Source organism: Clostridium sp. AM27-31LB (assembly GCF_003480745.1).
Classification (GTDB): domain Bacteria; phylum Bacillota; class Clostridia; order Lachnospirales; family Lachnospiraceae; genus Butyribacter; species Butyribacter intestini.
This window is the reverse complement of the sequence record NZ_QUJS01000007.1, coordinates 23,023-45,931: the sequence shown is the minus strand read 5'-3', so window position 1 is coordinate 45,931 and position 22,909 is coordinate 23,023. Positions and strand designations below refer to the sequence as shown.

Below are 22,909 nucleotides of genomic sequence, written 5' to 3'. Positions count from 1 at the left end.
CAGGCTTATTTTTCACACTAACCTCACTGCATTACCCTGCTAAGTTCGTGTTCTATACGCTTTTCCAAGGTTTCATTTGCTTTTTTAGTAACAGCCTCCATAACTTCTTTTTTACCTGCAAGCTGTGGCACTGCCGGTCCCATCATGCTATCTATAGGGTAAGCATCCCAAGTTTCCCTAATAAATACACCTTCATGACCATTTGGCATTATCGCTACAAATGGTTTGTTTTTTCTTCCGAGAATATTTTTTCCGGTAAGAGGCTTTAATCCTCCTGCTTTTTTTATTGCTGCCTTGTAAACTCCCGGTGTCCTTTTTCCTTTCTTAGAAAGTTTCACAGGACGAAGCGGACTGACTTTAAATTTCTCCAACCCAAGTTTTGACCCCTGACTAACAACTAATGCTGTAAGATTACTTGTACTTGCATTTTCAATATGCAAGGTTTCTGATATTTTTTTCTGAGAAATAAAATATCTTGCTGACACTTCTTTTTTCACAGAAGTATTAACCACACTTGCTGTTCTATTCATAGCACGCATCATAACCAGCTTTGACTTATCAGTTATTTCCGCTAATTTTCTTTCCACCTCATCAGCATTCGTGGTTATATCAACAAATGTTGAACCCATCAATTTCCGCTCCTTCCCATTAAAATTTTCCAAACACCATCCTGTTTTGAAATCTCCCGTATTATGTGAGGTCTTCCGTCGTACTCAATAACTGAACCGACAGACGGCTTTCTTTCTATGTCACACTCTTTGACATAAAGAAGGACGGGCTTTTTTACAAGCTCGTCCCGCCAGTTCTTTTTTATTTCCTCAAGTGCGTCCTCATCCACGATTACAGTTATCTCCTTATTATCAAGACTGTGCTTACTTCCGAAAAAGCCTTCATCAAAAAATACTTCATCAATATCTTTTGATACCTGTTCCACAAAACCCATGTTATTTAACCTCTGTATCAACAATTACTTTGTTTTCTGAACCATTTTTCAAAATCTTGCTATCTTTTTTTGATGTGTCGGATTCCGACTTTTTATCTTTTGATATTTCAACTGCCTTTTTAGACCCTACATCATCTTTATCTTCAAGAGAAATATAATTTCCCGACAACAAAAATTCTCTGTCAATTTTACTCAACGGTTTATCAATACTTTCACCCGGTTTATAAGTTTTATCAGCAACAGTTAATAATATATTTGCAATCATATCCCTGTCACCTCCTGCTACTCACCATAAATTTCTTCCTGATAGTTAAGAATTGCGTCCTGAAGTTCATCAAGCTTCATTGAATTATCAAGACCACTGAGTCCGATTGATGTTGCATACGCAATAAGCTCCGCTTTCTTTGTCATTGCCGTAATCTCAGCTTCTGTCTTTAATGTACTCACATCTGCTGTCGGAGGCTCATGCGTATCCACGCTGTTGTCCGCTTCTGTCTGAGTAGATGCAGTCTCATCATAAATATTTGCCACAAGCCAACCATCCATATCATTTGGATACATAACAGGTCTTGAAAATGCCTGAACCTCTGCCATGTTTGACTTTTCATCCCCAACTAAGCGTGGAACAATCTTTTCTGCATATGACTTAAATCCATCTTTTGTATAGAAAGTAACCTGAGCATATACTGTAGTTCCCATGTTAGGCTGTAAAAAAGCAATAGTTCCTGCCGGAAGAATTGCTTTTTCCTCACCATCTAAATCTTCATAGATTTCATCATATGTAAACAATGTCATAACTACACCGTTTATATTGATGCTGCCATTTGATACCACACCGTCTGGAAGTTCTGTCGGATTGATTTCACCGATATTTACTTTTGCCTTGTTATAGAACTCTAAAAAGTCCTTATCCGACATAAGAAGCATTGACACATCAGATGTCATAACAATATCTGTTGCTCTAACACCCCTCTTGCGAAGAACTGTAGCCATTTTGTAAAACTCCTGAATTTTTTCGGCTGTTGTCATGTCCTTAAACTTCTTTGTGAATTTATATTTATTTTTAAACTCACCCTCATAAAAGCGGAGATATTTAAAATCATAATTTTCACCCTTTGCGGCATCTTCCGCTGTTGCATAATGTTTCATTATAACCTGTCCCGTCAAAAGAATATCTGCACACATCTTTTCATGTCTTCTGAGTATAGATATACGATTATCGTCAATAAACTCCGACTCAAGTTCATTTTCACGCTGTTCAGGACTTCTTCCTGACTCAGGAGACTCTCCAAACGCTTTCTGCTCAAGTTCCTTTGCTGCAATAACCCTTTTAGGTGCAATATACGGCGCATCTACAATATCCGTTCTGTAACCGTCTTTTTCCATGACTATTCCGTTTACAAGTGGAATAACAAAAGGCGCAATCTTTCGTCCTTTTTTCTTGAACTCGATTAACGCCTTTTCTGAATAATAAACAGGTCCATCCGGGAAGTATCTGTCTTTTAAGAACTGTACTACCGGATACATTTTTTTAACTGTTTTTACAAGTTTGTAAGTTTCTCTTATCACTCTGTTTTCCCCCTTTATTTGAGATAAATATTTCTGATGCGTAATGTGTCAATATCATCCGCTTCAAGTTTTCCGTCAGAAATACATTCACTTTCCCTGAATGTTCCACTTATGTATGACTGTACCGCAACCTCTGTGTCATCCTCTGCATAAGATGTATCTTCTGCAGCAATAACTGCTGCCACACCATCATCACCCTTTTTCAGAACATATTCTTTTTTGGTCGTATCAAAGTAAATAATCTGACCTCTTTTTACTGTTCCTGCTGCTTTTGATTCCGTAGGAAGCGTCACTGTAAAAACTCCCGCATCAATCTCATGTGAAGAATCATAAATCAGCTTGTCACTATAATGTTTTATACTACTGTTTAAGCTCATCTCTTGCCTCCTCTTCTGCCATTTACATATGCTGCCATATTTTCAACATCCTGCAGGTCCTTGTCGGAATCCGACAAACTCGCCCCTACATCAGTAGCTCCCGACTCCTTAGAATCAGCCATTGCATCACGCATATATGCAACCGCCTCCTGTTTCTGCGCAAGCATAGCCTGATAAGCAAGTTCTCTCGCATCAACCCTCGCATCAGCATCCCCGTACTTTGCATTTTTAAGCATTTCCGCAGATACATTTGCCGCAATCTTATCAAGATTTTCAAGTCTGTCTCTCTCTTTGTCTGCTCCCTCTTTTTCACCCTCTGCTTTAGCCTCAGCTTTTAACACATCAACCTCAGCTTTAAGCTCCAGATGCTCCTTTAACATTTCCTCTAATGTCATGTTCTGCTCCTTTCCGTTGTTTTCGTTAGTTATATTATTTGTATCAGCATTTTCAGATGGATTATCCGCCTTATTGCTGTTCAAATCATCAGGTACTTTTCTCTCCGGCAATTTTCCACTGTTTAACAAAAGCATAAGTTCATGTGCTTTTTCATCTGAAATAACCGGAAGTGTGCTGTTATATACAGCCATCTGCTTTGATGCCTCAATAAAATTCATCTGGCTGCTTTCATCGTCCTTTTCATCCTCAAAAAGCATACCGTCAGCAAATCCATTTTCAATCGCAGTCTGAGGGGACATAAATGTATCATTATCCATCATTGCCTGCAATTCTTCCCTGCTCTTTCCGGTTTTTTTCTCATAGACATTTAACACACTCTCGTTAAACTCTCTTAACATATCAGCAGTCATCTGTGCATCTCTGTAATCACCACCACCCCAAGAACTTTGAGTATTATGTATCATTACAACCGCTGCATCTGACATAAGCACCTTATCCGCTGCACAAAGGATAAACGTGGCGGCAGAGCAGGCATTTATAACATGAACTTCTACATTTCCCTCATACTGCTTAATAGTCGAATACATTTCAAATCCGGCTGTGCAAAGACCGCCCTGCGAATTAACCTCAATTACTACATCATCACCATTTGCACTTTCAAGTCCCGTATTAATATCATTAACACAGCAGGCATCCCACCCAAGCCAGCGGTAAAGCCACGCTGAGTCATTTGATACTATCGGACCTTTGACATTTATTTTCGTCACTCTTTTACATCCTCACTTTCATTTTTATTTGCATCAGCAAGCATCTCATTTTCACTCTTTAATGCCCTGACATTATCTTCAAAATCAGAGCCATTTAATGCAATACACTCATCCTCATGCGTTGAAAGCCCTGCCTCAATCCTCTTTGCAGCAGCCACGACTTCCTTGCCCGGATCCAACTGACCCTGTGCAGGTCCATTCCATGTACAGTTGAGATATGCTTTTCTTACAAGAAGATTTTCAAAATACCCCGGTGCATTTATACGCCCTGTGCTCACTGCCTCATTAAACCAAAGTTCATAGATTTCCTTGCAGAAATCATTTACAAACCATGTGCGGCGCATTCTGAAAGCTTTCCATGTTTCATTCATTGCACCTTTGGATGCTGAGAAGTTATTAGAAAACTTTTTAAGAAGCACCTCCGGAGCTATCTCCAATGCGGCACCAACATGAGTTGCCATTGCCGTTGCAAATGTATCAAAATTTGCGTTTGGATGTGATGATTCAACAGTCTTGACACTCTCGCCTGTCTTTAGAAAATTGACATTTCCATAACCAAGTTCGACCTCGTCATCTTCTGTCTCTGCTCCATCGTCATACTCATCCTCTCCGGCAAATCCACCCATATCCTCGCCACTCTCCGTCTGAATAAAAATGGTAAACATTGAATTTATGACTGCTGCCATTATCTCAGCTTCGGTGTATCTTGTAAGCTGCTTAATCGTAGAAACAACAGGTGCTAAAAAAGGAACGCCCCTGTACTGGTCGGCACGTTCCCCATTAAACATATGTAATATATTTGGATTTCCTGTTTTATCACCACGTTTTGCAACTCTCGTCCATTTTGTTTCTGCAGAGTTATACTCACCCGGAAACTGTGATGATATGTGATAAGCTACAACCTTGCCGTTTGCATCAATCTCAACGCCGTTTATTATCGTGTTGCCGTTTGCTGTTTTTTTATCAAAACCATCATATTCTCCGTCAATACTTCCCGGAGTACATACCCTGTCAGCTTCTACAAGTTTTATCCTAAGACGATACGGCATATTCGCTGTAGGCTTGTCATATTTTATCAAGACAAACTCTTCACCATTACGCAGCCAATCATTAAAAGCTATCTGTTGCAATTCGTAAAAATTATTCTGGTCGTTATTATCGCACATGGTACTTTCCGCCCAGATTGCAAATTCTTTCTTGATATGCCTTTGAATTTCCTTTGCTTCATCCTCTGAAATCCCTAAAAATTCATAATCAATCTTAGGCTTTGGAACAAGACCAGCTCCGACACAATTTGTTCTTGTACTCGCAATCGCCGCTGATGCAAGCGGAGCGTTCATGGCAAGATCTCTCGACCTCTCTCTTAAAATTTTTCTGTTTTCCTCAATATCCGACTTTGGAGATAAACTCGTTGAATGATATTTCTTCGCCCAGCTTCTCCTTCTTGATGCGGCTCCATGAGAATATCCGCTGTTTGTCACATCTTTTCCGCTGTCTGAAATAATATCATTCAACATAGTATGTTTCATTTTGACCGCATCAATCTTCATGTTTGTTTCAGCTATTTTAAGCTTTGCCTCTGCTCTCTTTGCCACACCGCCCGGATTAACAACAGCCATTATATTTTCAAACATATGACCTCCTATCCAAGTGGCACAACTCTGACGCTTCGCCTTTTGCTATTTCCTCTTGTCTCCAATGCAGAAATCTCACTCTCAAGTTCTTTAATTTTGCTCTGAACATTCGCAAGGCTTGTTCTTGTCAATGTTCTCGAACCGATAGTGTAAGACTGCCCCTGCAATATCTTTTCTTCTGCTTCGTAATACATTTCAAGCCTTTTCTTCAAAAAAGTAATTCTTTCTTTATTCTTTTCCACAATAACCCTCCAAATAAAATTGAGCATCAAAAAAAGAGAAAACCTGCGTTCTCTCCTCAAAATCAACAATATTTCTCTTTCTTCACCTCTTGCGATATTAGCATTATATCACAGAATTGGTGTCCCTGCCTCCCAACTTTTTGAAATTTTATAAAAATTTTTCTCAAATTGACAGACCTTTTGTGCTTTTTCTCTGTTTTCTAACCTTTTTAACCGCTTTTGTATAATTTATTCCTTTTGAAATTTTTAGTTCTAAATCACTCCACACAGGACGCAAAAGTTCACATACTGCAAGATTATAGTTAAACAGGTCAAGCGGTTCATTTCTGGCACCGCTTTTCTTTACCCACACATCTTTAATAACATCTCTGACTTTCTTTTTTATCTTTTTTTCTGAGAGAAGTCCCTTGTAATACTCTCTGTCATAACCTTTTCCGACATTATTCGGAAAGTGACAATATCCCTCGCCTTTTTCCTCAATCGTCAGCCAGTTTGTTATATTTTCCTTGCCTGCATCAACTCCAAGTATCCATATCGTTGTTGAGTCCACAACTATATCTCTCTTGCCGTCTCTGCTCTTTTCCTTAATCTCGACTTTGCTTCGCTTATATAAAAGTGGTATGCCGGGCTTTCCGGCATATCCCTTAATTCCATATGCTTTCTTGCCCTTTTTCTTCATTGCTTTTATCCACTTATATACTCTGTTTGTGTGATTACCACCCGTATCAATAGCAAATGCAGCTATATTAAGTTCCCTGCCATCCTCAAAGCAAAAAGTTGTTTCAAGATATTCTTCCAGCTCATTCCATACCTGTGATGTTTCAAGATTTCCATAAATCTCTGTCTTATGTATGCCCCAGCTTTCGTAATCCCTCGCCCAGCCTTTCACTTCAACCTCAAAACGGTTGTTCTGAACATCTACTGCTGCCGTCAGCAAAAGAACTCCCTCCGGTATCTCAGCTTTGTAATGCTCCGCACGCTCCAAAAGTTTATCTTCGGTGGTCGATTCTTCTGCGACCTCGTCCTCTTTCCATGTTTCGCCAAGAGTTGTGTTCACGAAAGCCTGTAACCTTTCTGTATCGTGATATGTCTTAAACTCATCCATTGCACTTTGAAATTCATCTATAATATCGCTCCAAGCCACCCACGGCGATGCCATTGCATTGAGGTGAAAACTTCTTTTATTTTTTCTTTCCGGATGTGCAGCTATCCACATATGCTCTGATTCTTTCCAATATTTTTCTTCGATTACTTCCTCACAGTATTCGCATTTCATTCCGACTATGTTAAAATCCACTCTCTTAAACGAATACGGCTGATACATACCACAGCAAGGACACTGCACACACCATTCTTCCTGAGTGCCTTTTAAATATTCTTTATTGATACGACCATTTTCTGTAGTCGGTGTTGATGTTTTAATATATTTTTTATTCCAGAATGTTGTTGCTCTCTTTTGAGCAAGTGTTACAGGGTCACCCTCACCGCCTGCACTAGCCGGAAAGCGGTCAACCTCATCCATCCATACAACCCTGATAGGCATTGATGATAGTGAAGCCGCAGAATTAGCACCCGACACAACGATATAACCGCCTGCGTACTGTTTAAAAAGAATCGTGTTATCAGAGTCCTTTGACTTTGCAGGTGCTATCTTATCACGAAGCACCGGAATATCTCTTATCATAGGTGCAAGCCTTGTCTTTGAGAATTTTTCACCAAGCGATAAAGTTGGAAGAACCAAAAGCTGTGTACTCGGCTCATGCTCTATATAGTATGCAATACCACACAATACAATAGTTGTCTTTCCTATCTGAGCCGATGACATAACAGTAACTTCCGTTACGGCAGAATCCGTAATCGCATTCATTATTTCTTTCTGATACGGAACAGAATCACTCCTAAACTTGCCAGCCTTATTACTTCCCCCCGGCAAAACCATGTGTTTGTCCGCCCAATCGGAAACCGACATTTTTTCCTTAGGTCTTAGAGCTTTTGTAAGAGAACATATAAAATGCAATGTGTGGTAAGCTACCTTTTCATTTTTCTTTTTAGTCCTCATCTGCCTCACCTGCTTTCCCTGCTGACTCGTTAAAAAGGTCATCCTCTGACAGCTCTATATACTCATCCGGATAATAATCAGATGGATTATAGTCTGCCAGCTCATTAAGAGCATTTTCAAGCTCATCACGCAAAACCTCCATAATCTCACTTTTACTCTTTCCCTCGACTGACGGAGCAACCTCCGCCGGGATAGCCAAAATCTTGCTTCTGAACTTAGTAAACATATCTGTAATCACATTTGCTACATCATAAGACTTATGAACCTGTCCTTTGATAAGTTGCAGCTTAATTTCTGAAATCATACTTTTTATATGCTCATGCCTTGCCTGTTCCTGTTTAAGATCCAGTTCACCGTCTTCAAAATCGCTGGTTACTGTTTCACCGACCTTTGATATTTTAAGATTCATAATATAATTCTTAACAGACTTCTCAAGCAAATAGCGACCATGACTATTTCTGACAAGAATTCCCTCATCTGCAAGATTTCTCACCTGCCTGTCACCAACGCCTATTATGTTTGCAAGCACCTTTGCTGATACTGTCACCGCTGATACATCTGTTACCTTTGTGCTATCTGCCATCTTTACCACCACCTTTCTTTAAAAACGGAAACGGCAATGCAATATTATTTTTATAAAAAACTAGCCAAGAATCGGGCTCACATGACCCTCAATTTTTTTCAGACCCGTCACAGAACCTAAATTTTTTCTGCGGAATTTTCACAAAAATTTTCAATTTTCCTAGCTTTTTTCAATTTTCCGTTTTTCTTCAAAATAGTTGACATATCTAGTAATTTTGTAAACTTCTTTTAAACTGTATTCTTTCATTAAAGTGCAGAAAAAAATATTCATCTAAGATTACATAGCCACAATATGACAACTAGCACATGAAAAAATAAATCTTATGCCAATTTTTAGATTTAACATCAATAGAGAGCCTTATGCTCTCCACTCTTTCTAAACGATAAACCTTTTATCGCTTTGTCCTTGTTGTCCTGATTGATACCAATGTATCTCAATGTCACACTTATATCTGCATGATTTAAAATCTCTTTTATAGTGACTGCGTCGTGTGTCTGCTGGTACATATGATACCCAAATGTTTTTCTGAGTGTATGTGTTCCCACCTTATCAATGTTGAACTTCCTACCTGCTACCGACAGTATTTTGTATGCCTGCTGTCTGCTTATTGCTTTATTACCACTCCTGCATGATTTAAAGAGATATTCATAATCTTTCTTGTCAGATATATAATCTTCAATAATCGGTTTTAGTTCAGCATTAAGTGGAAACCGTTTTTCTTTCCCTGTCTTTTTTTCTCTAAGATAAATCGCATCTTTCCCTTTAACATCTCGCACACGAAACTTAAGTATGTCCGATATTCTAAGTCCCGTATAAATTCCAAACATAAACATTACATAATCTCTTTCATTCTTGCTTTTTAGATAATCAGCAATATCCATCACCGTGTTTATATCACGAATTGGTTCAACCGTATTCACTCCTCCTCACCTCCTTAAATCAAGCATTAAAAAAGAGAGAAAACCTGCGTTCTCTCCCTTTGTTTCTATTTTTGCGATATTAGCATTATATCACAGAATTGGTGTCCCTGCCTCCCAACTTTTTGAAAAAATTATTTTGTCGGAATCCGACAGGGAATTTATTTTTATTTCTGCTCATCTATAAACTCACGCATCATCTTGGAAATCTGTGCCGCCTGACTCACTCCAGCTTTCTCACAGGCTTCCTTAAATTCGTCAGTCAGTTCTTTTTTCAGCTTGAACGACTTTGATATTATACCAACCTTTTTCTGCCATTTATCTGTAGCTTTCGTCTGTGCCTTTGGCATCATATCACCTCTTTACTTTTTTTTATTTTCCTGCTATTATTTTTATACCAAGGACAGATAGCAGGAAGTTGTAGGTCTGCCCTCGGTGTTTTGGTTTGTGTAAGCTCTACTTTTTAAGTAGGGCTTTTACTTTTTCCTTTGCCTCTTGCAAGTCTTTGCTTTCTTCCAAGATTGCTAAGATTTTTCTTGTTTGATTTTCCTCTGCTGTATCTTTTAACAATTCCGCTAAGTTCATTTCTTCGTTCTCCATTTCTATCTCCTTTCCTGCCATTCCCTTGCTACAATTATATAATACCATACGGTGTCCCCTATGTCAATACTTTTTAAAATTTATTTTATTTTTTCAAAAAAGACGGTCTTTCGACCGCCTTTTATAATATTTTTATGATACTATCTCAGCATCAACTAAAGATAAAATGCTTACCCCATCTTGAAAAAATTTACCTTTGGATATGTCTATATCCGTCATTTTAGATGGCTGTATTACTTTCTTTCCTGCTTCTTGTGCTTCGCTGTTGCTCAGTACAATAGCATCTCTTGCCATTGTAATTGCATCTGCCATACTTCCCTTTGTTTTACCTTCCTCATTTGACTCTGTCAGAATACCCAAATCCGGTACTTCAATCAAAATATTTGTACCGACATCTGTAAAAATAACCGGATATGCAACTTTCATAAAATCTACCTCAAATATTTATTTCTGCTCGTCTATAAACTCACGCATCATCTTGGAAATCTGTGCCGCCTGACTCACTCCAGCTTTCTCGCAGGCTTCCTTAAATTCATCGGCTAACTCTCTTTTTAACTTAAATCCTTTTGTCATATATCCGGCTTTCTTCTGCCATTTTTCAGTTGCCTTTGTCTGTGCTGTTGGCATCATATCACCTCTTTACTTTTTTTTATTTTCCTGCTATTATTTTTATACCAAGGACAGATAGCAGGAAGTTGTAGGTCTGCCCTCGGTTTTGATGGTTAATGCTTGAAGATTTTATTTACGAATTTCTTCAAGCATTTTTGTTATGTGATTTACTGTTGCCTGTTCATTATTTGCTTTTGCTACTTCTCTAATTGATACCAATATTGCTATCAAATCTGCTTTTGTCATTTCTTCAATCTCCGTTTCCATTTCTATCTCCTTTCCTGCCATTCCCTTGCTACAATTATATTATACTATAAGGTTACCCTTATGTCAATGCTTTTTTATAAATTTATTTTATTTTTTAAAAGACGGTCTATCGACCGCCTTTCCTTAATTTTTAAGTATTTTAAATTTACCCTTTGTCATAAGCTCCCACTGTTTCTTTTATACTCTTAATACAATTCTGTATTGTATCATACACAGCTTTTGATATTCTTCTTTCTCCTGGACTTTCATTATCGTTTGGTGCTTCCTGCAAAGCATAATCGTTTAAATGTTTTATCAATTTATTCACATCACAAGCCGTTGGTTCTGCGTCTATTATTTCACAAAATCTTCTGAACTCATCTTCTGATAAGCAATATTCACTTGCTCTATCTTTTAAATTTTCATCACTAATCAATCTCATCTCCGGCACTCCTCCCTTATCTTCACTTTGTCACAACATATTCCATTATCCTCGGCATTTTCTCTCTAAAAGCCGTTCTGATAACCATAATTGCTTGTTTAATGCCGTCACAAAATCGGTCATTATATTCCGCATCAAAGTACGGTGCAACCTCGTCCACATATTCATCAAAGTTTGCATAAGAGTATTCCTGTTCATCCTCAAGTTGTTTTATCAAATCGACAATTCCACCGATTAAGCAATTAAAACAACTATCATACAATCCGCACTTTTCTTCCTGCTCATCGCAAAACGCTTCTTTTGACTCCTTTATATCGTCCAGTCTGCCTAACAGCTTACACTCAAAGCTCTTTATGTGTTCCCGCCGTTCTGCCTCCTGCCTTTTTGCTTCTGCCTCAATCAACTGTATAATTTCTCTCTGTCCCTGCACTGCTACACAATCTTTCTGGTCTGGGTGCTGCTTTAAAAATGTATCAATCCTGTTTTCAAAAACTTTTATAAGTATGTTTTCATCAATCATTCTTCTGTTCCCTCCTTAACTCTCACCATGATTCTGTTTTCCGGGAATGTTTCCAAATCCTGCACATATCTAAATCTTTTTACCATCTTTATCAACAATTTATTCAACATATCAACATCCTCCTAATCACTTGTTTTATCTTATTTTTGCTCTTTCTTCTCTGTCTTTTTCCGTCTGCAGAAAAATCATATATTGTCCATATGTAAGTCCCATCTGCTTTGCTTTATCATTAAATGTGGCAATTTCTCCCATATGTACTTCTTTCTTTTCTTTGACTTTGCTTACTTTTTTCTGCCTTTTTCTTTTCTTGTACATTTCCGCATGTCTTTTTCTGCGTTCATTCTCTCGGCACTCTACAGTGCAATAAACTTGATTCTTTGCACTTACAGTAAATGTTTTGCCACATCCTATACATTTTTTCTCTAGCTGACCCATATTCACTCCTTTCCGGGAGCTGCACCACACTCCCAATATTTATTTGTGATAGTTAATTTTCCTACAGCTATTTTTTTGCTATGTAAAGGTGCATTTAAATTTTTTATCTTGTCGGATTCCGACAAATCAACCACGATTTAATAATCGCTGTTCAAGTTCGCTCATATCTGAGGAACTTATCTCTCTCTGGTTAAATAAATTAAACTGATTTTTCTTTTTAGTTGAATATCCTGACTTTGTATTGCCTGACGGCTTTTGGTCTGCCCGCTCTGTCTTATTCCAATAATCAGCAGTGCTTTTCCAGTTTATTCTCCTGCCATACTTGTCTTTCCAATCAATACGGTCATAATATTCATAAAACTTTTCAGGATTGATTTTAAGATTGTTTAAAGCAACATAATCTTTTACCTCCTGAAGCGTTGGCACTATAGATAGAGTGTTAGTATATTTACTATTACTTTTACTATGTTTTAAAATGTCTGCATTTTCGTCCAAAATGTCTACATTTTCATCCAAAATGATTACATTATCCGGCAAAAGGGCGACTTTAACTAAGAGGTATGCTCTCTTCATTTTTACAGATTTTCTTCTCTTTGTTGCGAAAAGAAAATTTTCTTGAATTTCCTCGGAAGTTAATATTCCGTTTTCTTCAAGCTGTTCCAATGAAAAGACACCCCGCCTTGCACAGCAGTTCACTATATGATTTATACGACTGACTGCCCCGTCACCACCGCCAAACATATTTGACGCAAGTAACAAAGCGTCCTCTCGCTGCCATTCACAATAATACCCATGCTCACCATAAATCTTTTTTAACATGGTAAATATGACGGCATATGCTTTTAACCCACATTCTGCTGTTACAAGTTCAATTGCTTTATCAGCCGCACATTTAACTGGAAAGTAGTCAATACCTTCCTTATGGTTCATTAGTGCGTCCTCCTTTTAATTAAACGGGCTATTTTACAAAAGCAAAGAGAAACATCCGACCAACTGACTCCGTCCGAATAGTCGGCATCCTCTTGTATCACAGACCAAATATGCTCACCATAGCAAAGCATACAAGTCCCATAAAAATAAAATAATCAAAAACTATATTGTTAACCCATATACTTTCACAATATTTTTAAAGAAACCATATAAGCTAATAAGTAAATAAATCTATCATGAGGTCCACTTACCCCTATGATGTTTTTCTACTGCCCTGTATTTCCTGGGCAGCTCTGAATAATAACTTTCTTCTTTGAGTTTATTCAATATCTCAAAGAACTCACTTCTTTTTCTGTAAAATGTACTTTCGCTGCAGCTTACAGTTTCAACGCTGCATAATTCCCTGAAACTCATACCGGGCGTTGTGCAATATCTTATTAAAGCATATGCAAGTCCAGCATCCGTAAGCTTTGCAGCCTTTTCAATAAGTTCTACTCTGCCACTCAGCATTGCCAGCTTAATAGCAAGATTTTCCACAGAGGATGCCGTATTATGTGCGTGTGGCATCCCGTCATAATTCACTCCCGATACACCAATATTGTGCTTAATGTCTCTTATCTGAGACAACCACTCATTATATTGGTAACAGAAATAAGCAAGCTCTTTATATTTGAACTTGTTAAGTTTCTTCAAAGGTCTGTCTTTCCTCATTACATCTCCTATCTGATAAAATCAAAGGTTTATCTGCCTTATGGTTAAAAACAATCAATAGAACCACATCCTTTCAAATAGCAATATCAGTCATCATACTTATACTGTTCAGCAAGGGCATTTATATCCCTTGACAGATAACTGCTCATTGTACTCATCTGCTCATCATCAATCTTTATGCAGCAGTCTTCACAGCACATAGCAATCCTGCTTTTGATATACTGAAGTAAACTGATATTATATTTATTTACTACATACTCAATAATACTGTGTCTCATCTCCTCTTTTATTTCACAATTATTTTCAACATTTTCAGTATTTTTTTCATTTACCGGACTGTTCAGCATCCCGGCAATGTAATCTGCTGCCTTATCGTTTTCACAAACATTATGTGTTTCCAATTCAATATCATCATCAACATTTACATCACACTTTCCATGTTTTTCTGCCATCAATGCATCAAATGATTTAATACTGTCTTTTACATCAGCAGCCTGTGAACTTACCTCTGCATCGTCCTGTCCTGTTTCTATTTCTATTGCATCGCTATCATGTTCCAAAGCCTTAATTACATTATTTACATCGCTTTCAATATTCTCAGGCTCTATATCATAGTCTCCTTTTATATCATCAATAGAACTCTGTCCCGGTATCTGCTGATTTTCATGTTCGGATTCTTTAAGCCACTTAAAATCCTTTACAACATTTAATGTAAATTTTATATCTGATTTTTGATTATCCGCATAAACACTATACTTTCAAACATTTTGAAGTATAGAAAACTATTCATTTTACCACGAATTTACCACGATTGAATGAGCCTTGATATGACACAAAAACAACATGGGAGATAGCACAAATATCTGTGTATCTCCCGTTTTTCATTCATGTAGTATGATTATTTTACTCTGATTTCAAATTTCAAGATTGCTTTCATCATTTCTGTATGGATTTGACCTTTTAATTCTTCATCAACCTGCATAATGATTTTACCACTTTCAGAGTGGTAAAACGGACGCAAGCATAATTTACATATATAAGCGTCATAAAACTTCAAAATCTCTCTTATGGCAGTTTCATTTCCAGCAGACGCTTGACATATTACTTTTAATGTAGGGTAGCCATATTCTTTTTTCATTGGTTCAATTCCTTTCTTTCAATACTGTTTTTAGTTTCTTCAATCCGTTACTTCTTCTGCGATAAATAGCAGAACGTGATACATGATATAATTCGGCTATTTCTTGGTCGCTCATACTTTGAAAATAGCGTAATAGAATTACATCACGCTCTTTATTCGATAACTTATATAAAGCAACAGCAAGTTTCTCATTTGATATTTGAATTGTAAAATTCAAGACTTCAAACGAAATGTAATCACAAGAATAGTTATCCTTAGTTACACATTCAACATTTTTCGTATCTGATAATTCACAGAATAAAACTTCACGCTTAGAACGTCTTGCAAACTGTCTGTTTCTGTTTTTTACTGTGCATTTAATAACAGTCATCATCAAAGCATTAAACTGTATTCTAACGATATGCTCGAAAGAAGATGGGTTCATAATCTCACCTCCTTTCCGCATACGCTGAAATATATAAACGGAGATACCGTCTATATCTTTGGAAAATACAAAAAGAAGAACAAGAAAAAAGTCCGTACAAAATATACCGTCTGTACGAACTTTTAATATTGTAAAATATTTAGTTGTTGATAAAATGCTGTTAGGTAGTGCATAATCGTATAAGATTATTCCTAAAACTTTCCACAGCAGTTACTTTCAATGCTTTTATATCTTGCTTTTTTAGTCCTATCATAATAACCTTTCTTATCATAATTGCAAATTTATAAATTCATTAGTATTAAAACTGAAATTCAAATACATTACTAAAATCATTGTTCAAGACATAATAAACTTTATTTTTTTCTGTAGAATATACAAATGAAACCCTAGTTGCCCACAAGTCTTTTTGAGAAACAGATTTTAATACTTTAAATGCGTCATTTACTGAAAAATCTTTATCATATCCTGCCAATAACTCTTTAGCCACTTCGTATCTTGTATCCCCAGAAACAATGTACGGCTTTGTTATATCTGGTTTTAGAATAGAATAATTTGTAATAAGTGAAAAATTTTCTTGTTCATATCTATACCCAATTCCGGGTTCAATAATTAAAACTCGTCCTTTTTTATCAGAAAGCATAGCTTGCATAGTAGCATCTGGTGCATAAATAATTTTTTTCTTTTTAACAATGTCCAAGGCTTTATCAAAAGAAATCTCTGCCTTAATGAATTTTTCTGTTAATTCAGATATTGTAATACAATCCTCGCTTTCTATATACCTTGCATTTTCATTACCATGAACATAAAGAAGTGTTCCTACATTACCATTTTTATTTATCCCATGAAATGAATGATACATACCGTCAGGCATTTTAATACCAATATAAAATCTATTTTCTTCGGTAATTACAGTATGATCCCATACAGAAAGGTCAATATCAAAATTAAAACCAACAATTTTATCTATACCATTGTAAACAAATCTTGTACACATATACTCACTCCTCAAAATACTACTTCAAATAGTTATTTAACTAATTCAATTAGTATTTTAAAATGTTTTTGTAGGAAAGTCAATAAATAATCATAATTTTCTAATTGTGTTATTGACTACACTAATTCAATTAGCTAGAATTGTGTTTGTATGATATTTTGAATGAGGTGCATAACTATGAAAACCACTAAAGAAGCAGTAATAAAAGCAACATCAGACTTAGCAGATGAAAAAGGATTAAATAACGTTTCGTTAAAAGCTGTTGCTCAAAAATTAAACATTCGTACACCATCTTTATATAATCACATAGAAAGTTTAGATAATCTTCTTTTAGAAGTTGCTCATAATGGTATGCGTGACATGAATGAAAGAATGATGAAAATTGCCGTTGGAAAAATAGGGAAAGAAGCAATTAAGTTAGTTTCTATCGAATACCTAAACTATATGATTGAACACCCCGGAGTTTATGAAACAATTCAATGGGCTGTGTGGCACGGAACAGAGGAAACAGCAACCATTTTTAACAACTATCTTTCATTATTAACTACTCTTATCCAATCGTGCAGTCTTAACAAAGACAAAACACTTGAAATATTAAATATGCTTACTGGAATAATTCACGGTTATACAACTTTGCAATTAGGAAACGCTTTTTCTGCCTCAGATAAAGTTAGATTTGAATTAGCTGAAGCGATAGATACTTTATTAGTCGGGATTTTCCAGAAGTATAAATAATATATTTAGGCTTGCAAATCAATACAGAACTGCAAGCCTTTTTCTTTTATCCAACAATCTTCCAGTTACTATTCCTTATATAGCCCAAACTTGTACCGTGACAATTTCATTGATATTATCCGATTTACCACAAATCAAATTTTATCTTTTCTTCCTCTTGATTACCCTCCACAGAAAAGAAAAAGCCCTGTCAAGAGCCTTGCCACCATTGGTGGTGCTTTGCACTCTTTACTGGGCTTTTTGTTTGCTGTATCTTCTACAAAGAGGAAAAAAGTTATTCGTCCTCATCATCAAAATGGTTATTTTTCAATACTTCCCGTAATAATTCCATATCTTCTTTTGAATTGGGGTTTATCATTTTTACGACTTGATAAGGTGTCCTATATTTATGTCCCTCTATGCTTTCCCCGAACATATCCATGCTGTATAAATCATCATAGCGGTCTAACAGTTTTTGAAACTTCAAATGCTGGATAAATTCTTTGATTGGATAAAGGTCGGACGCTACAATACTTTTCCCGTTGATGTAGTCGGTAATATATTCCCGTAACTTTTCCAACTCATATTCCAGCCATTCTTCCTCGCTGTCAAAGAAGTTGTCATAATGTCCATGTTTTAGTTCTGCATTTAATCGTTCTTCAATTCTTAAAAACTGGCAGACTTCCTTTTCGGATTGATTAACATACTTCCATTCTCCCGATAATAATTCATTGGGCATTACACCCAGCACGTCCATTATCTTTTCTAATGTATCAAAGGTAGGAAAATTCACACCTCGTTCAATCTTGGAAAGGCTCTGCATATTGATACCGATTTTATCCGCAAGTTCCTGTTGTTTCATTCCTCTGTGTTTTCTTATGGTCTGTATGTTCTCTCCTAAGAAACTGATTTTCTTTTCATAATGCTCCATAACTTAGTATAACCGCTCCTTTCGTTGCTTTTCTTGGTATTTATAAGCATATCATACTTAATCTACATCTAAAAGTCAACAAAAACTTCTTGACAAGTAATTCTAATGGCGTTATTATCGTATCAGATAGAGTGATTAAGCACGATAGGGTCAATCACACGCTTGAGTAAGCATAGAGAAGATACATTTTCACTTTGATAGCATGAATAAGCATGGACTATCAGACCGAAAATAGTGGTTTCCAAAAGGGGCTGGCTGGACGGGGCACGTCCCCCAGACGTGTTCGGACAGACAGTTCCTTTTGGAAAAGGAACGCCTAAAGGCGTTCGCAGAGGGCGTATATGTAACACCGCCCTGCGCATACATGTCATAGTACCTAGAAACTGTGATAAATAAAGGAAAAAACACAATTTTTACCCCGCAAAAAACGGGACATACGAAAGGAGTAATGCACTATAACTACACACAAAAATTTATCCGTTAAGATTGATTACATCAGCATTGTATTTGAAACGGCAACTGCTGAAGATGTCATCATGCACATTTTAGGTTTACCGACTGACATTTTCAATGTCTATCCGGCAAGCATTAAATACAAAACCTATCAAGCACGCTGGCAGATTGGAGATATTTATGTATCGGGCGACGCAAGAAAAACAGAGGATAACCCACAAGGGTTAGGCTGTTATCTTGTTATGACCGGCAGAGGGTGTGATGATATTTTCCGTATTCTCGACAGTAGGAATTGTACTTTTGGGGATATGTTCAAACATTGTGAGCGAAGATACGGACAGGATAACTTCCACTTCACAAGGCTTGATATTGCCATTGATGATAAAAACGAAAAGCCATTTTTTACCATAGAGCAGATAAAGAAGAAATGCGAAAAAGAGGAATTTATCTCGAATAGTGAGGGCTACCACTTTGACGAAAGCAAGTTTGATGATTTCGACACCGCAAAGACTGTTTATATCGGTGCTGGTAAATCGGGATTGTCCTACCGCTTTTATGATAAGGATAAGGAAGTCTGTTCAAAACATAATAAGACGCTTGAGGAAGTCGGCAGTTGGAAACGGACAGAAATGCAACTGCGTGATGATAAGGCTCATGCTTTTGCCATGACATTCAAGGAAAGACCGCTGGAACTTGGAGAACTGGCTTTCGGTCTATTGGCAAACAACCTACGCTTTGTCGTACCAAACAGAAACGAAAGTAATAAGAGCAGATGGAAAACATGTCGGTTTTGGGAACGCTTTTTAGGGGCTGTGGAAGTCTTAAAACTGCAAGTACCAAAACAGCAAAATTCCCTTGAAGAAACACAGCAATGGCTCACAGAGGGTGGCGTGATTTCCGCTGTCAAAAGTTTTTACTTCTTGGAAGAACATGACGCATTAGGCGGACTGGAAAAAGTGGGAACTATGCTTGATAAGGCAAGATACAGCAATTCCCTTTCCAGTAAATTAACCGCCCATTTACAGAGGATAAACCGCACCGACCTTATCCCCTATATCCAGTATGACACGAAACATGGGAAAGGGGGTATCTGATGAATAACAACGATATTCCCGTATGGGAAAAATACACCCTTACCATTGAAGAAGCGTCAAAGTATTTCCGTATCGGAGAAAACAAGTTAAGACGCTTAGCAGAGGAAAACAAGGACGCTGGCTGGCTCATTATGAATGGCAACCGCATACAGATTAAACGCCGACAGTTTGAACAGGTTATTGACAAATTGGACGCAATCTAATGCAAATGAGCCTTGTATGTGTTATGATGAACACAAGTCATATCAAGGCTCTTTCCAACAAGGAAAGGAGCAGACACCATGAAAGAAAAAAGACGGGATAACAAAGGTCGTATCCTGCATACTGGAGAGAGCCAACGAACAGACGGGAAATACTTATATAAATATGTAGACGCATTTGGAAACACAAAATATGTGTATGCTTGGAGATTGACACCCACAGACCCGACACCAAAGGGAAAACGGGAAAAACCCTCACTTCGTGAACTGGAACAGCAGATAAGACGGGATATTGAGGACGGTATCGACAGCACAGGCAAGAAAATGACGCTTTGCCAACTCTATGCCAAACAGAACGCACAGAGGGCAAATGTGAAGAAAAGCACAATAAAACAACGGGAACAACTCATGCGGTTATTGAAAGAGGATAAGTTAGGTGCTAGGAGCATTGATACGATAAAACCCTCTGACGCTAAAGAATGGGCGTTACGCATGAAAGACAAAGGCTTTTCCTACAATACCATTAACAACCATAAACGCTCGTTAAAAGCGTCATTCTATATCGCCATACAAGACGATTGCGTAAGGAAAAATCCCTTTGATTTCAAGTTAAGTGAAGTCCTAGAAAATGATACCAAAGAGAAAGTTGCATTGACAGAGGAACAGGAACAAGCCTTACTCTCATTCATCAAGACGGACAATGTGTATCACAAGTATTATGATGATGTGCTGATACTGTTAAAAACAGGACTTCGTATCTCGGAACTGTGCGGACTGACAGTAGCCGATATTGATTTCAAGAATGAAGTTGTGATTATCGACCACCAGTTACTAAAGAGCAAGGAACAAGGCTATTATATTGAAACGCCTAAGACGAAAAGCGGAATAAGGCAAGTACCATTAAGCAGAGAAACGATACAGGCATTTCAACGGGTTATGAAGAAACGCCCAAAGGCAGAACCATTTGTGATAGACGGACGGGGCAATTTCCTATTTGTCAATCATAAGGACAAGCCAAAAGTTGCGATTGATTACAACGCCTTATTTGTCCGTATGGTAAAGAAATACAACAAGCACCACAAGGACAATCCCTTGCCACATATCACACCGCATACGCTACGCCATACGTTCTGCACAAGGCTGGCAAGCAAGAACATGAACCCAAAAGATTTACAGTATATCATGGGGCATTCAAACATTAGTATCACAATGAATTGGTACGCTCATGCGTCCATAGATACCGCAAAATCAGAGGTTCAGCGTCTAATTGCATAGAAGTATTTACCACGATTTTAACCACGCTTGATAGCGAAAATATAAGAAGATAGACCTAGATATGTGAGGTTTACCACAAAAGCAAAATGCCCGTAGAGCCGATAAAATAAGGCTTTGCGGACATTTAAGAAGATATAAAAAGATAGTCAAAAAGACATATATAATTTATGTAAATCTTTGGTTCATTTTCACAATAATCAAAAAACTCAAGCTGCATATCGGGTGACATTCCTGCTATTTTGTAAGCAACCGATATACCGAGCGTCCCATCGTTAAGCATTGTCATAAATTCATCAATCAAATGATTTATAACAACAGTCAGCTCCGCAATCTTAGTTTCCGACATTCCCAGAAGTTTTGACATAACACTTCTGATGCTCTCCTGCTGCATATCATAACCATTGATACTTGTCCCGTTTTCTTTTGCATTTTGAAGAAGCTCCTGCATCCGCTTAACTTCATTCATCTTTGTACCAGAATCCTTTGTTCTATAAGAATTTGCCACAATTAAATACAATTCCTCTTCATTCTGATTATCAAACTTTGTAATCTTAGCTGATACATTCTTAAATTTACTCTCACCATGTTCTACAAGATAAGTCAACGCTCTCCATCTTCGTTCGCCACTGACAAGCCGATACTCTCCACGCTCGCAGCTATCTTTGACTACAGTAAGATTTTCCATCAGACCGCAAAGTTTAATTTCATTTGCAAGCTGCTCAATATCAGTTAGAGGATAAAAATTTTTATCATTAGAATAAATCTTATCAATCGGTATATCCTGTAAACGAAATCTCGCATATGTAGTATTCATACCTCCGGATATACTTTTTGAATTTAAAGTATCAAGAATGTTTGAACCTGTCATGCCATCACCTCCAGCACATCATCAAGAAGCTGCCTGTAATCTTTTACCGCAATACAATTTTTAAAATTATACGGCAATGGACCCGACATCATAGAATTTTTAATAACCTGCACACTCTCACGCACATATGACGGCATAAGAGTAGAGTCATATTTCTCCTGCGTTGCGAGAAGAAAATTGCACATTGTCTTGTTTTTCCTGAACAATGTCACAAATCTTCTCAAACTTATATTCTCACCTATATCCGTATTGGATAACTGAATAAGAATTTCATCCAATACATCACTTCCCTGTTCCTCAAATCCACCAATCTTATGCGGACTGAGTACAAGATTAGAAGCACATATAGCATTTAAAACCGTAATATCAAGCTGCAAACCGCAGTCAATAATACAATAATCATATTCATTTTCAATCTCAGACAATGCTCTTTTCAGAACATCAATTTGGCTATGTTCCTTTTCTACCTGTAAGCGTCCGTTTACAACCTGCAAACCCGGAGACGATGGAACAATATCCACACCATAGTCCGTAGTTATAATGTGGCTTTTAATATCCGGCGTATCACCTTTTAACGCATATGACATAATATCCGCAATACCATCATCCGACGGCTCTACATCGTATGTCATGGTAGCATTTGCCTGACAATCCGCATCAATCAAAAGCACTCTTTTTTCTTTTTCAGCCTGTAATAAATAAGCAAGGGTTGTTGTGGTAGTGGTCTTGCCAATACCACCCTTCAACCCGGCAATACAAATTGTCTTCATAATGTTGTTCCTCCTGATATTCATTTTTTATGTTGTTCAATCGTGTGGTACGGTACCGATGTTTCCAC

Annotated in this window: 32 protein-coding genes; 4 read left to right on the top strand and 28 right to left on the bottom strand. The window is 37.3% G+C overall.

Features of this window, described 5'->3' with window-relative positions:
* Positions 1 to 23 precede the first annotated feature (23 nt).
* From DW721_RS10920 to DW721_RS10800, 25 genes are all read right to left on the bottom strand, one after another.
* Positions 24 to 629 carry a phage tail protein gene (locus DW721_RS10920; protein WP_118745771.1) on the bottom strand — a complete coding sequence of 202 codons (606 nt, stop codon included), beginning with the start codon at positions 627 to 629 and terminating at the stop codon, positions 24 to 26.
* Complete coding sequence (locus tag DW721_RS10915) at positions 629 to 943, bottom strand: hypothetical protein (protein WP_118745770.1); 315 nt, start codon at positions 941 to 943, stop codon at positions 629 to 631. The genes DW721_RS10920 and DW721_RS10915 overlap by 1 nt, the downstream gene beginning before the upstream one ends.
* 1 nt (position 944) lies before the next feature.
* A complete protein-coding gene (locus tag DW721_RS10910) occupies positions 945 to 1,208 on the bottom strand; it encodes a hypothetical protein (protein ID WP_118745769.1) in 264 nt (87 codons plus the stop codon).
* 17 nt (positions 1,209 to 1,225) lie between these two features.
* Positions 1,226 to 2,512 carry a major capsid protein gene (locus DW721_RS10905; protein ID WP_118745768.1) on the bottom strand — a complete coding sequence of 429 codons (1,287 nt, stop codon included), beginning with the start codon at positions 2,510 to 2,512 and terminating at the stop codon, positions 1,226 to 1,228.
* Positions 2,513 to 2,526: 14 nt separating this feature from the next.
* Positions 2,527 to 2,889: a hypothetical protein gene (locus tag DW721_RS10900; protein WP_118745767.1), complete on the bottom strand. Its 363-nt coding sequence runs from the start codon at positions 2,887 to 2,889 to the stop codon at positions 2,527 to 2,529.
* Positions 2,886 to 4,052, bottom strand: coding sequence for a head maturation protease, ClpP-related (locus tag DW721_RS10895; RefSeq protein WP_118745766.1), 1,167 nt, complete (start codon positions 4,050 to 4,052; stop codon positions 2,886 to 2,888). The genes DW721_RS10900 and DW721_RS10895 overlap by 4 nt, the downstream gene beginning before the upstream one ends.
* On the bottom strand, positions 4,049 to 5,686 hold the full coding sequence (locus tag DW721_RS10890) for a phage portal protein (RefSeq protein WP_118745765.1): 1,638 nt from the start codon (positions 5,684 to 5,686) through the stop codon (positions 4,049 to 4,051). The genes DW721_RS10895 and DW721_RS10890 overlap by 4 nt, the downstream gene beginning before the upstream one ends.
* Positions 5,687 to 5,694: 8 nt before the next feature.
* Positions 5,695 to 5,928 (bottom strand): DUF6148 family protein, encoded by a 234-nt coding sequence (locus DW721_RS10885; protein WP_243035996.1) that lies wholly within the window; start codon positions 5,926 to 5,928, stop codon positions 5,695 to 5,697.
* Positions 5,929 to 6,091: 163 nt separating this feature from the next.
* Positions 6,092 to 7,987: a terminase gpA endonuclease subunit gene (locus DW721_RS10880; RefSeq protein WP_182436302.1), complete on the bottom strand. Its 1,896-nt coding sequence runs from the start codon at positions 7,985 to 7,987 to the stop codon at positions 6,092 to 6,094.
* Complete coding sequence (locus DW721_RS10875) at positions 7,977 to 8,570, bottom strand: hypothetical protein (RefSeq protein WP_118745762.1); 594 nt, start codon at positions 8,568 to 8,570, stop codon at positions 7,977 to 7,979. Before DW721_RS10875 ends, DW721_RS10880 begins: the two co-directional genes overlap by 11 nt.
* A gap of 344 nt (positions 8,571 to 8,914) precedes the next feature.
* Complete coding sequence (locus tag DW721_RS10870; RefSeq protein WP_118745761.1) at positions 8,915 to 9,490, bottom strand: site-specific integrase; 576 nt, start codon at positions 9,488 to 9,490, stop codon at positions 8,915 to 8,917.
* A 164-nt stretch (positions 9,491 to 9,654) separates the two neighbouring features.
* A complete protein-coding gene (locus tag DW721_RS10865; RefSeq protein ID WP_312032824.1) occupies positions 9,655 to 9,840 on the bottom strand; it encodes a hypothetical protein in 186 nt (61 codons plus the stop codon).
* A 103-nt stretch (positions 9,841 to 9,943) separates the two neighbouring features.
* Entirely contained in the window at positions 9,944 to 10,135 is a 192-nt protein-coding gene (locus tag DW721_RS10860; RefSeq protein ID WP_243035995.1) for a protein phosphatase, read from the bottom strand.
* Between the two features lie 84 nt (positions 10,136 to 10,219).
* On the bottom strand, positions 10,220 to 10,513 hold the full coding sequence (locus DW721_RS10855) for a hypothetical protein (RefSeq protein WP_055945331.1): 294 nt from the start codon (positions 10,511 to 10,513) through the stop codon (positions 10,220 to 10,222).
* An 18-nt stretch (positions 10,514 to 10,531) separates the two neighbouring features.
* Positions 10,532 to 10,717, bottom strand: a complete 186-nt coding sequence (locus DW721_RS10850) for a hypothetical protein (RefSeq protein ID WP_055945333.1) — start codon at positions 10,715 to 10,717, stop codon at positions 10,532 to 10,534.
* 108 nt (positions 10,718 to 10,825) lie between these two features.
* Entirely contained in the window at positions 10,826 to 10,963 is a 138-nt protein-coding gene (locus DW721_RS16130; protein WP_156335824.1) for a hypothetical protein, read from the bottom strand.
* A gap of 145 nt (positions 10,964 to 11,108) precedes the next feature.
* On the bottom strand, positions 11,109 to 11,384 hold the full coding sequence (locus tag DW721_RS10845) for a hypothetical protein (protein ID WP_055945335.1): 276 nt from the start codon (positions 11,382 to 11,384) through the stop codon (positions 11,109 to 11,111).
* Between the two features lie 22 nt (positions 11,385 to 11,406).
* Positions 11,407 to 11,904 carry a hypothetical protein gene (locus tag DW721_RS10840; protein ID WP_118745760.1) on the bottom strand — a complete coding sequence of 166 codons (498 nt, stop codon included), beginning with the start codon at positions 11,902 to 11,904 and terminating at the stop codon, positions 11,407 to 11,409.
* A gap of 135 nt (positions 11,905 to 12,039) precedes the next feature.
* Positions 12,040 to 12,339: a hypothetical protein gene (locus tag DW721_RS10835; protein WP_118745759.1), complete on the bottom strand. Its 300-nt coding sequence runs from the start codon at positions 12,337 to 12,339 to the stop codon at positions 12,040 to 12,042.
* Positions 12,340 to 12,465: 126 nt separating this feature from the next.
* A complete protein-coding gene (locus DW721_RS10830; protein ID WP_118745758.1) occupies positions 12,466 to 13,269 on the bottom strand; it encodes a DUF4373 domain-containing protein in 804 nt (267 codons plus the stop codon).
* A 234-nt stretch (positions 13,270 to 13,503) separates the two neighbouring features.
* Positions 13,504 to 13,980: a hypothetical protein gene (locus tag DW721_RS10825; protein ID WP_118745757.1), complete on the bottom strand. Its 477-nt coding sequence runs from the start codon at positions 13,978 to 13,980 to the stop codon at positions 13,504 to 13,506.
* 86 nt (positions 13,981 to 14,066) lie between these two features.
* Positions 14,067 to 14,540: a hypothetical protein gene (locus DW721_RS10820; protein WP_118745756.1), complete on the bottom strand. Its 474-nt coding sequence runs from the start codon at positions 14,538 to 14,540 to the stop codon at positions 14,067 to 14,069.
* A gap of 338 nt (positions 14,541 to 14,878) precedes the next feature.
* A complete protein-coding gene (locus tag DW721_RS10810) occupies positions 14,879 to 15,118 on the bottom strand; it encodes a helix-turn-helix domain-containing protein (protein WP_005946862.1) in 240 nt (79 codons plus the stop codon).
* 4 nt (positions 15,119 to 15,122) lie between these two features.
* Positions 15,123 to 15,542 (bottom strand): sigma-70 family RNA polymerase sigma factor, encoded by a 420-nt coding sequence (locus DW721_RS10805; RefSeq protein ID WP_008728841.1) that lies wholly within the window; start codon positions 15,540 to 15,542, stop codon positions 15,123 to 15,125.
* 298 nt (positions 15,543 to 15,840) lie between these two features.
* A complete protein-coding gene (locus tag DW721_RS10800; RefSeq protein WP_005946868.1) occupies positions 15,841 to 16,536 on the bottom strand; it encodes a hypothetical protein in 696 nt (231 codons plus the stop codon).
* A 177-nt stretch (positions 16,537 to 16,713) separates the two neighbouring features.
* Between DW721_RS10800 and DW721_RS10795 the strand changes: the two genes are divergently transcribed.
* Entirely contained in the window at positions 16,714 to 17,271 is a 558-nt protein-coding gene (locus tag DW721_RS10795; protein WP_005946872.1) for a TetR/AcrR family transcriptional regulator, read from the top strand.
* 274 nt (positions 17,272 to 17,545) lie between these two features.
* On the opposite strand, the gene DW721_RS10790 is transcribed toward DW721_RS10795, so the two are convergent.
* Positions 17,546 to 18,181 carry a helix-turn-helix transcriptional regulator gene (locus tag DW721_RS10790; protein ID WP_005946876.1) on the bottom strand — a complete coding sequence of 212 codons (636 nt, stop codon included), beginning with the start codon at positions 18,179 to 18,181 and terminating at the stop codon, positions 17,546 to 17,548.
* A gap of 485 nt (positions 18,182 to 18,666) precedes the next feature.
* On the opposite strand from DW721_RS10790, the gene DW721_RS10785 reads away from it, so the two are divergent.
* The 3 genes from DW721_RS10785 to DW721_RS10775 all read left to right on the top strand — a co-directional run bounded on the left by DW721_RS10785 (position 18,667) and on the right by DW721_RS10775 (position 21,203).
* Complete coding sequence (locus DW721_RS10785; RefSeq protein ID WP_256151268.1) at positions 18,667 to 19,728, top strand: replication initiation factor domain-containing protein; 1,062 nt, start codon at positions 18,667 to 18,669, stop codon at positions 19,726 to 19,728.
* Entirely contained in the window at positions 19,728 to 19,931 is a 204-nt protein-coding gene (locus tag DW721_RS10780; protein ID WP_002607397.1) for an excisionase, read from the top strand. The genes DW721_RS10785 and DW721_RS10780 overlap by 1 nt, the downstream gene beginning before the upstream one ends.
* Positions 19,932 to 20,009: 78 nt before the next feature.
* Positions 20,010 to 21,203, top strand: coding sequence for a site-specific integrase (locus DW721_RS10775; protein ID WP_009243728.1), 1,194 nt, complete (start codon positions 20,010 to 20,012; stop codon positions 21,201 to 21,203).
* 124 nt (positions 21,204 to 21,327) lie between these two features.
* On the opposite strand, the gene DW721_RS16125 is transcribed toward DW721_RS10775, so the two are convergent.
* Both DW721_RS16125 and DW721_RS10760 read right to left on the bottom strand, forming a co-directional pair.
* Positions 21,328 to 22,071, bottom strand: coding sequence for a ParB N-terminal domain-containing protein (locus DW721_RS16125; RefSeq protein ID WP_182436301.1), 744 nt, complete (start codon positions 22,069 to 22,071; stop codon positions 21,328 to 21,330).
* Positions 22,068 to 22,841 (bottom strand): ParA family protein, encoded by a 774-nt coding sequence (locus DW721_RS10760; protein ID WP_182436300.1) that lies wholly within the window; start codon positions 22,839 to 22,841, stop codon positions 22,068 to 22,070. The genes DW721_RS16125 and DW721_RS10760 overlap by 4 nt, the downstream gene beginning before the upstream one ends.
* Between the last annotated feature and the right edge of the window lie 68 nt (positions 22,842 to 22,909).

Coding starts and splice junctions, on each gene's coding strand:
- DW721_RS10920 (WP_118745771.1), bottom strand. CDS start 629: ATGGGTTCAACATTTGTTGATATAACCACGAATGCTGATGAGGTGGAA.
- DW721_RS10915 (WP_118745770.1), bottom strand. CDS start 943: ATGGGTTTTGTGGAACAGGTATCAAAAGATATTGATGAAGTATTTTTT.
- DW721_RS10910 (WP_118745769.1), bottom strand. CDS start 1,208: ATGATTGCAAATATATTATTAACTGTTGCTGATAAAACTTATAAACCG.
- DW721_RS10900 (WP_118745767.1), bottom strand. CDS start 2,889: ATGAGCTTAAACAGTAGTATAAAACATTATAGTGACAAGCTGATTTAT.
- DW721_RS10890 (WP_118745765.1), bottom strand. CDS start 5,686: ATGTTTGAAAATATAATGGCTGTTGTTAATCCGGGCGGTGTGGCAAAG.
- DW721_RS10880 (WP_182436302.1), bottom strand. CDS start 7,987: ATGAGGACTAAAAAGAAAAATGAAAAGGTAGCTTACCACACATTGCAT.
- DW721_RS10875 (WP_118745762.1), bottom strand. CDS start 8,570: ATGGCAGATAGCACAAAGGTAACAGATGTATCAGCGGTGACAGTATCA.
- DW721_RS10865 (WP_312032824.1), bottom strand. CDS start 9,840: ATGATGCCAAAGGCACAGACGAAAGCTACAGATAAATGGCAGAAAAAG.
- DW721_RS10860 (WP_243035995.1), bottom strand. CDS start 10,135: ATGGTATTATATAATTGTAGCAAGGGAATGGCAGGAAAGGAGATAGAA.
- DW721_RS10855 (WP_055945331.1), bottom strand. CDS start 10,513: ATGAAAGTTGCATATCCGGTTATTTTTACAGATGTCGGTACAAATATT.
- DW721_RS10850 (WP_055945333.1), bottom strand. CDS start 10,717: ATGATGCCAACAGCACAGACAAAGGCAACTGAAAAATGGCAGAAGAAA.
- DW721_RS16130 (WP_156335824.1), bottom strand. CDS start 10,963: ATGGAAACGGAGATTGAAGAAATGACAAAAGCAGATTTGATAGCAATA.
- DW721_RS10845 (WP_055945335.1), bottom strand. CDS start 11,384: ATGAGATTGATTAGTGATGAAAATTTAAAAGATAGAGCAAGTGAATAT.
- DW721_RS10840 (WP_118745760.1), bottom strand. CDS start 11,904: ATGATTGATGAAAACATACTTATAAAAGTTTTTGAAAACAGGATTGAT.
- DW721_RS10835 (WP_118745759.1), bottom strand. CDS start 12,339: ATGGGTCAGCTAGAGAAAAAATGTATAGGATGTGGCAAAACATTTACT.
- DW721_RS10830 (WP_118745758.1), bottom strand. CDS start 13,269: ATGAACCATAAGGAAGGTATTGACTACTTTCCAGTTAAATGTGCGGCT.
- DW721_RS10825 (WP_118745757.1), bottom strand. CDS start 13,980: ATGAGGAAAGACAGACCTTTGAAGAAACTTAACAAGTTCAAATATAAA.
- DW721_RS10810 (WP_005946862.1), bottom strand. CDS start 15,118: ATGAAAAAAGAATATGGCTACCCTACATTAAAAGTAATATGTCAAGCG.
- DW721_RS10805 (WP_008728841.1), bottom strand. CDS start 15,542: ATGAACCCATCTTCTTTCGAGCATATCGTTAGAATACAGTTTAATGCT.
- DW721_RS10800 (WP_005946868.1), bottom strand. CDS start 16,536: ATGTGTACAAGATTTGTTTACAATGGTATAGATAAAATTGTTGGTTTT.
- DW721_RS10795 (WP_005946872.1), top strand. CDS start 16,714: ATGAAAACCACTAAAGAAGCAGTAATAAAAGCAACATCAGACTTAGCA.
- DW721_RS10790 (WP_005946876.1), bottom strand. CDS start 18,181: ATGGAGCATTATGAAAAGAAAATCAGTTTCTTAGGAGAGAACATACAG.
- DW721_RS10780 (WP_002607397.1), top strand. CDS start 19,728: ATGAATAACAACGATATTCCCGTATGGGAAAAATACACCCTTACCATT.
- DW721_RS10775 (WP_009243728.1), top strand. CDS start 20,010: ATGAAAGAAAAAAGACGGGATAACAAAGGTCGTATCCTGCATACTGGA.
- DW721_RS16125 (WP_182436301.1), bottom strand. CDS start 22,071: ATGACAGGTTCAAACATTCTTGATACTTTAAATTCAAAAAGTATATCC.
- DW721_RS10760 (WP_182436300.1), bottom strand. CDS start 22,841: ATGAAGACAATTTGTATTGCCGGGTTGAAGGGTGGTATTGGCAAGACC.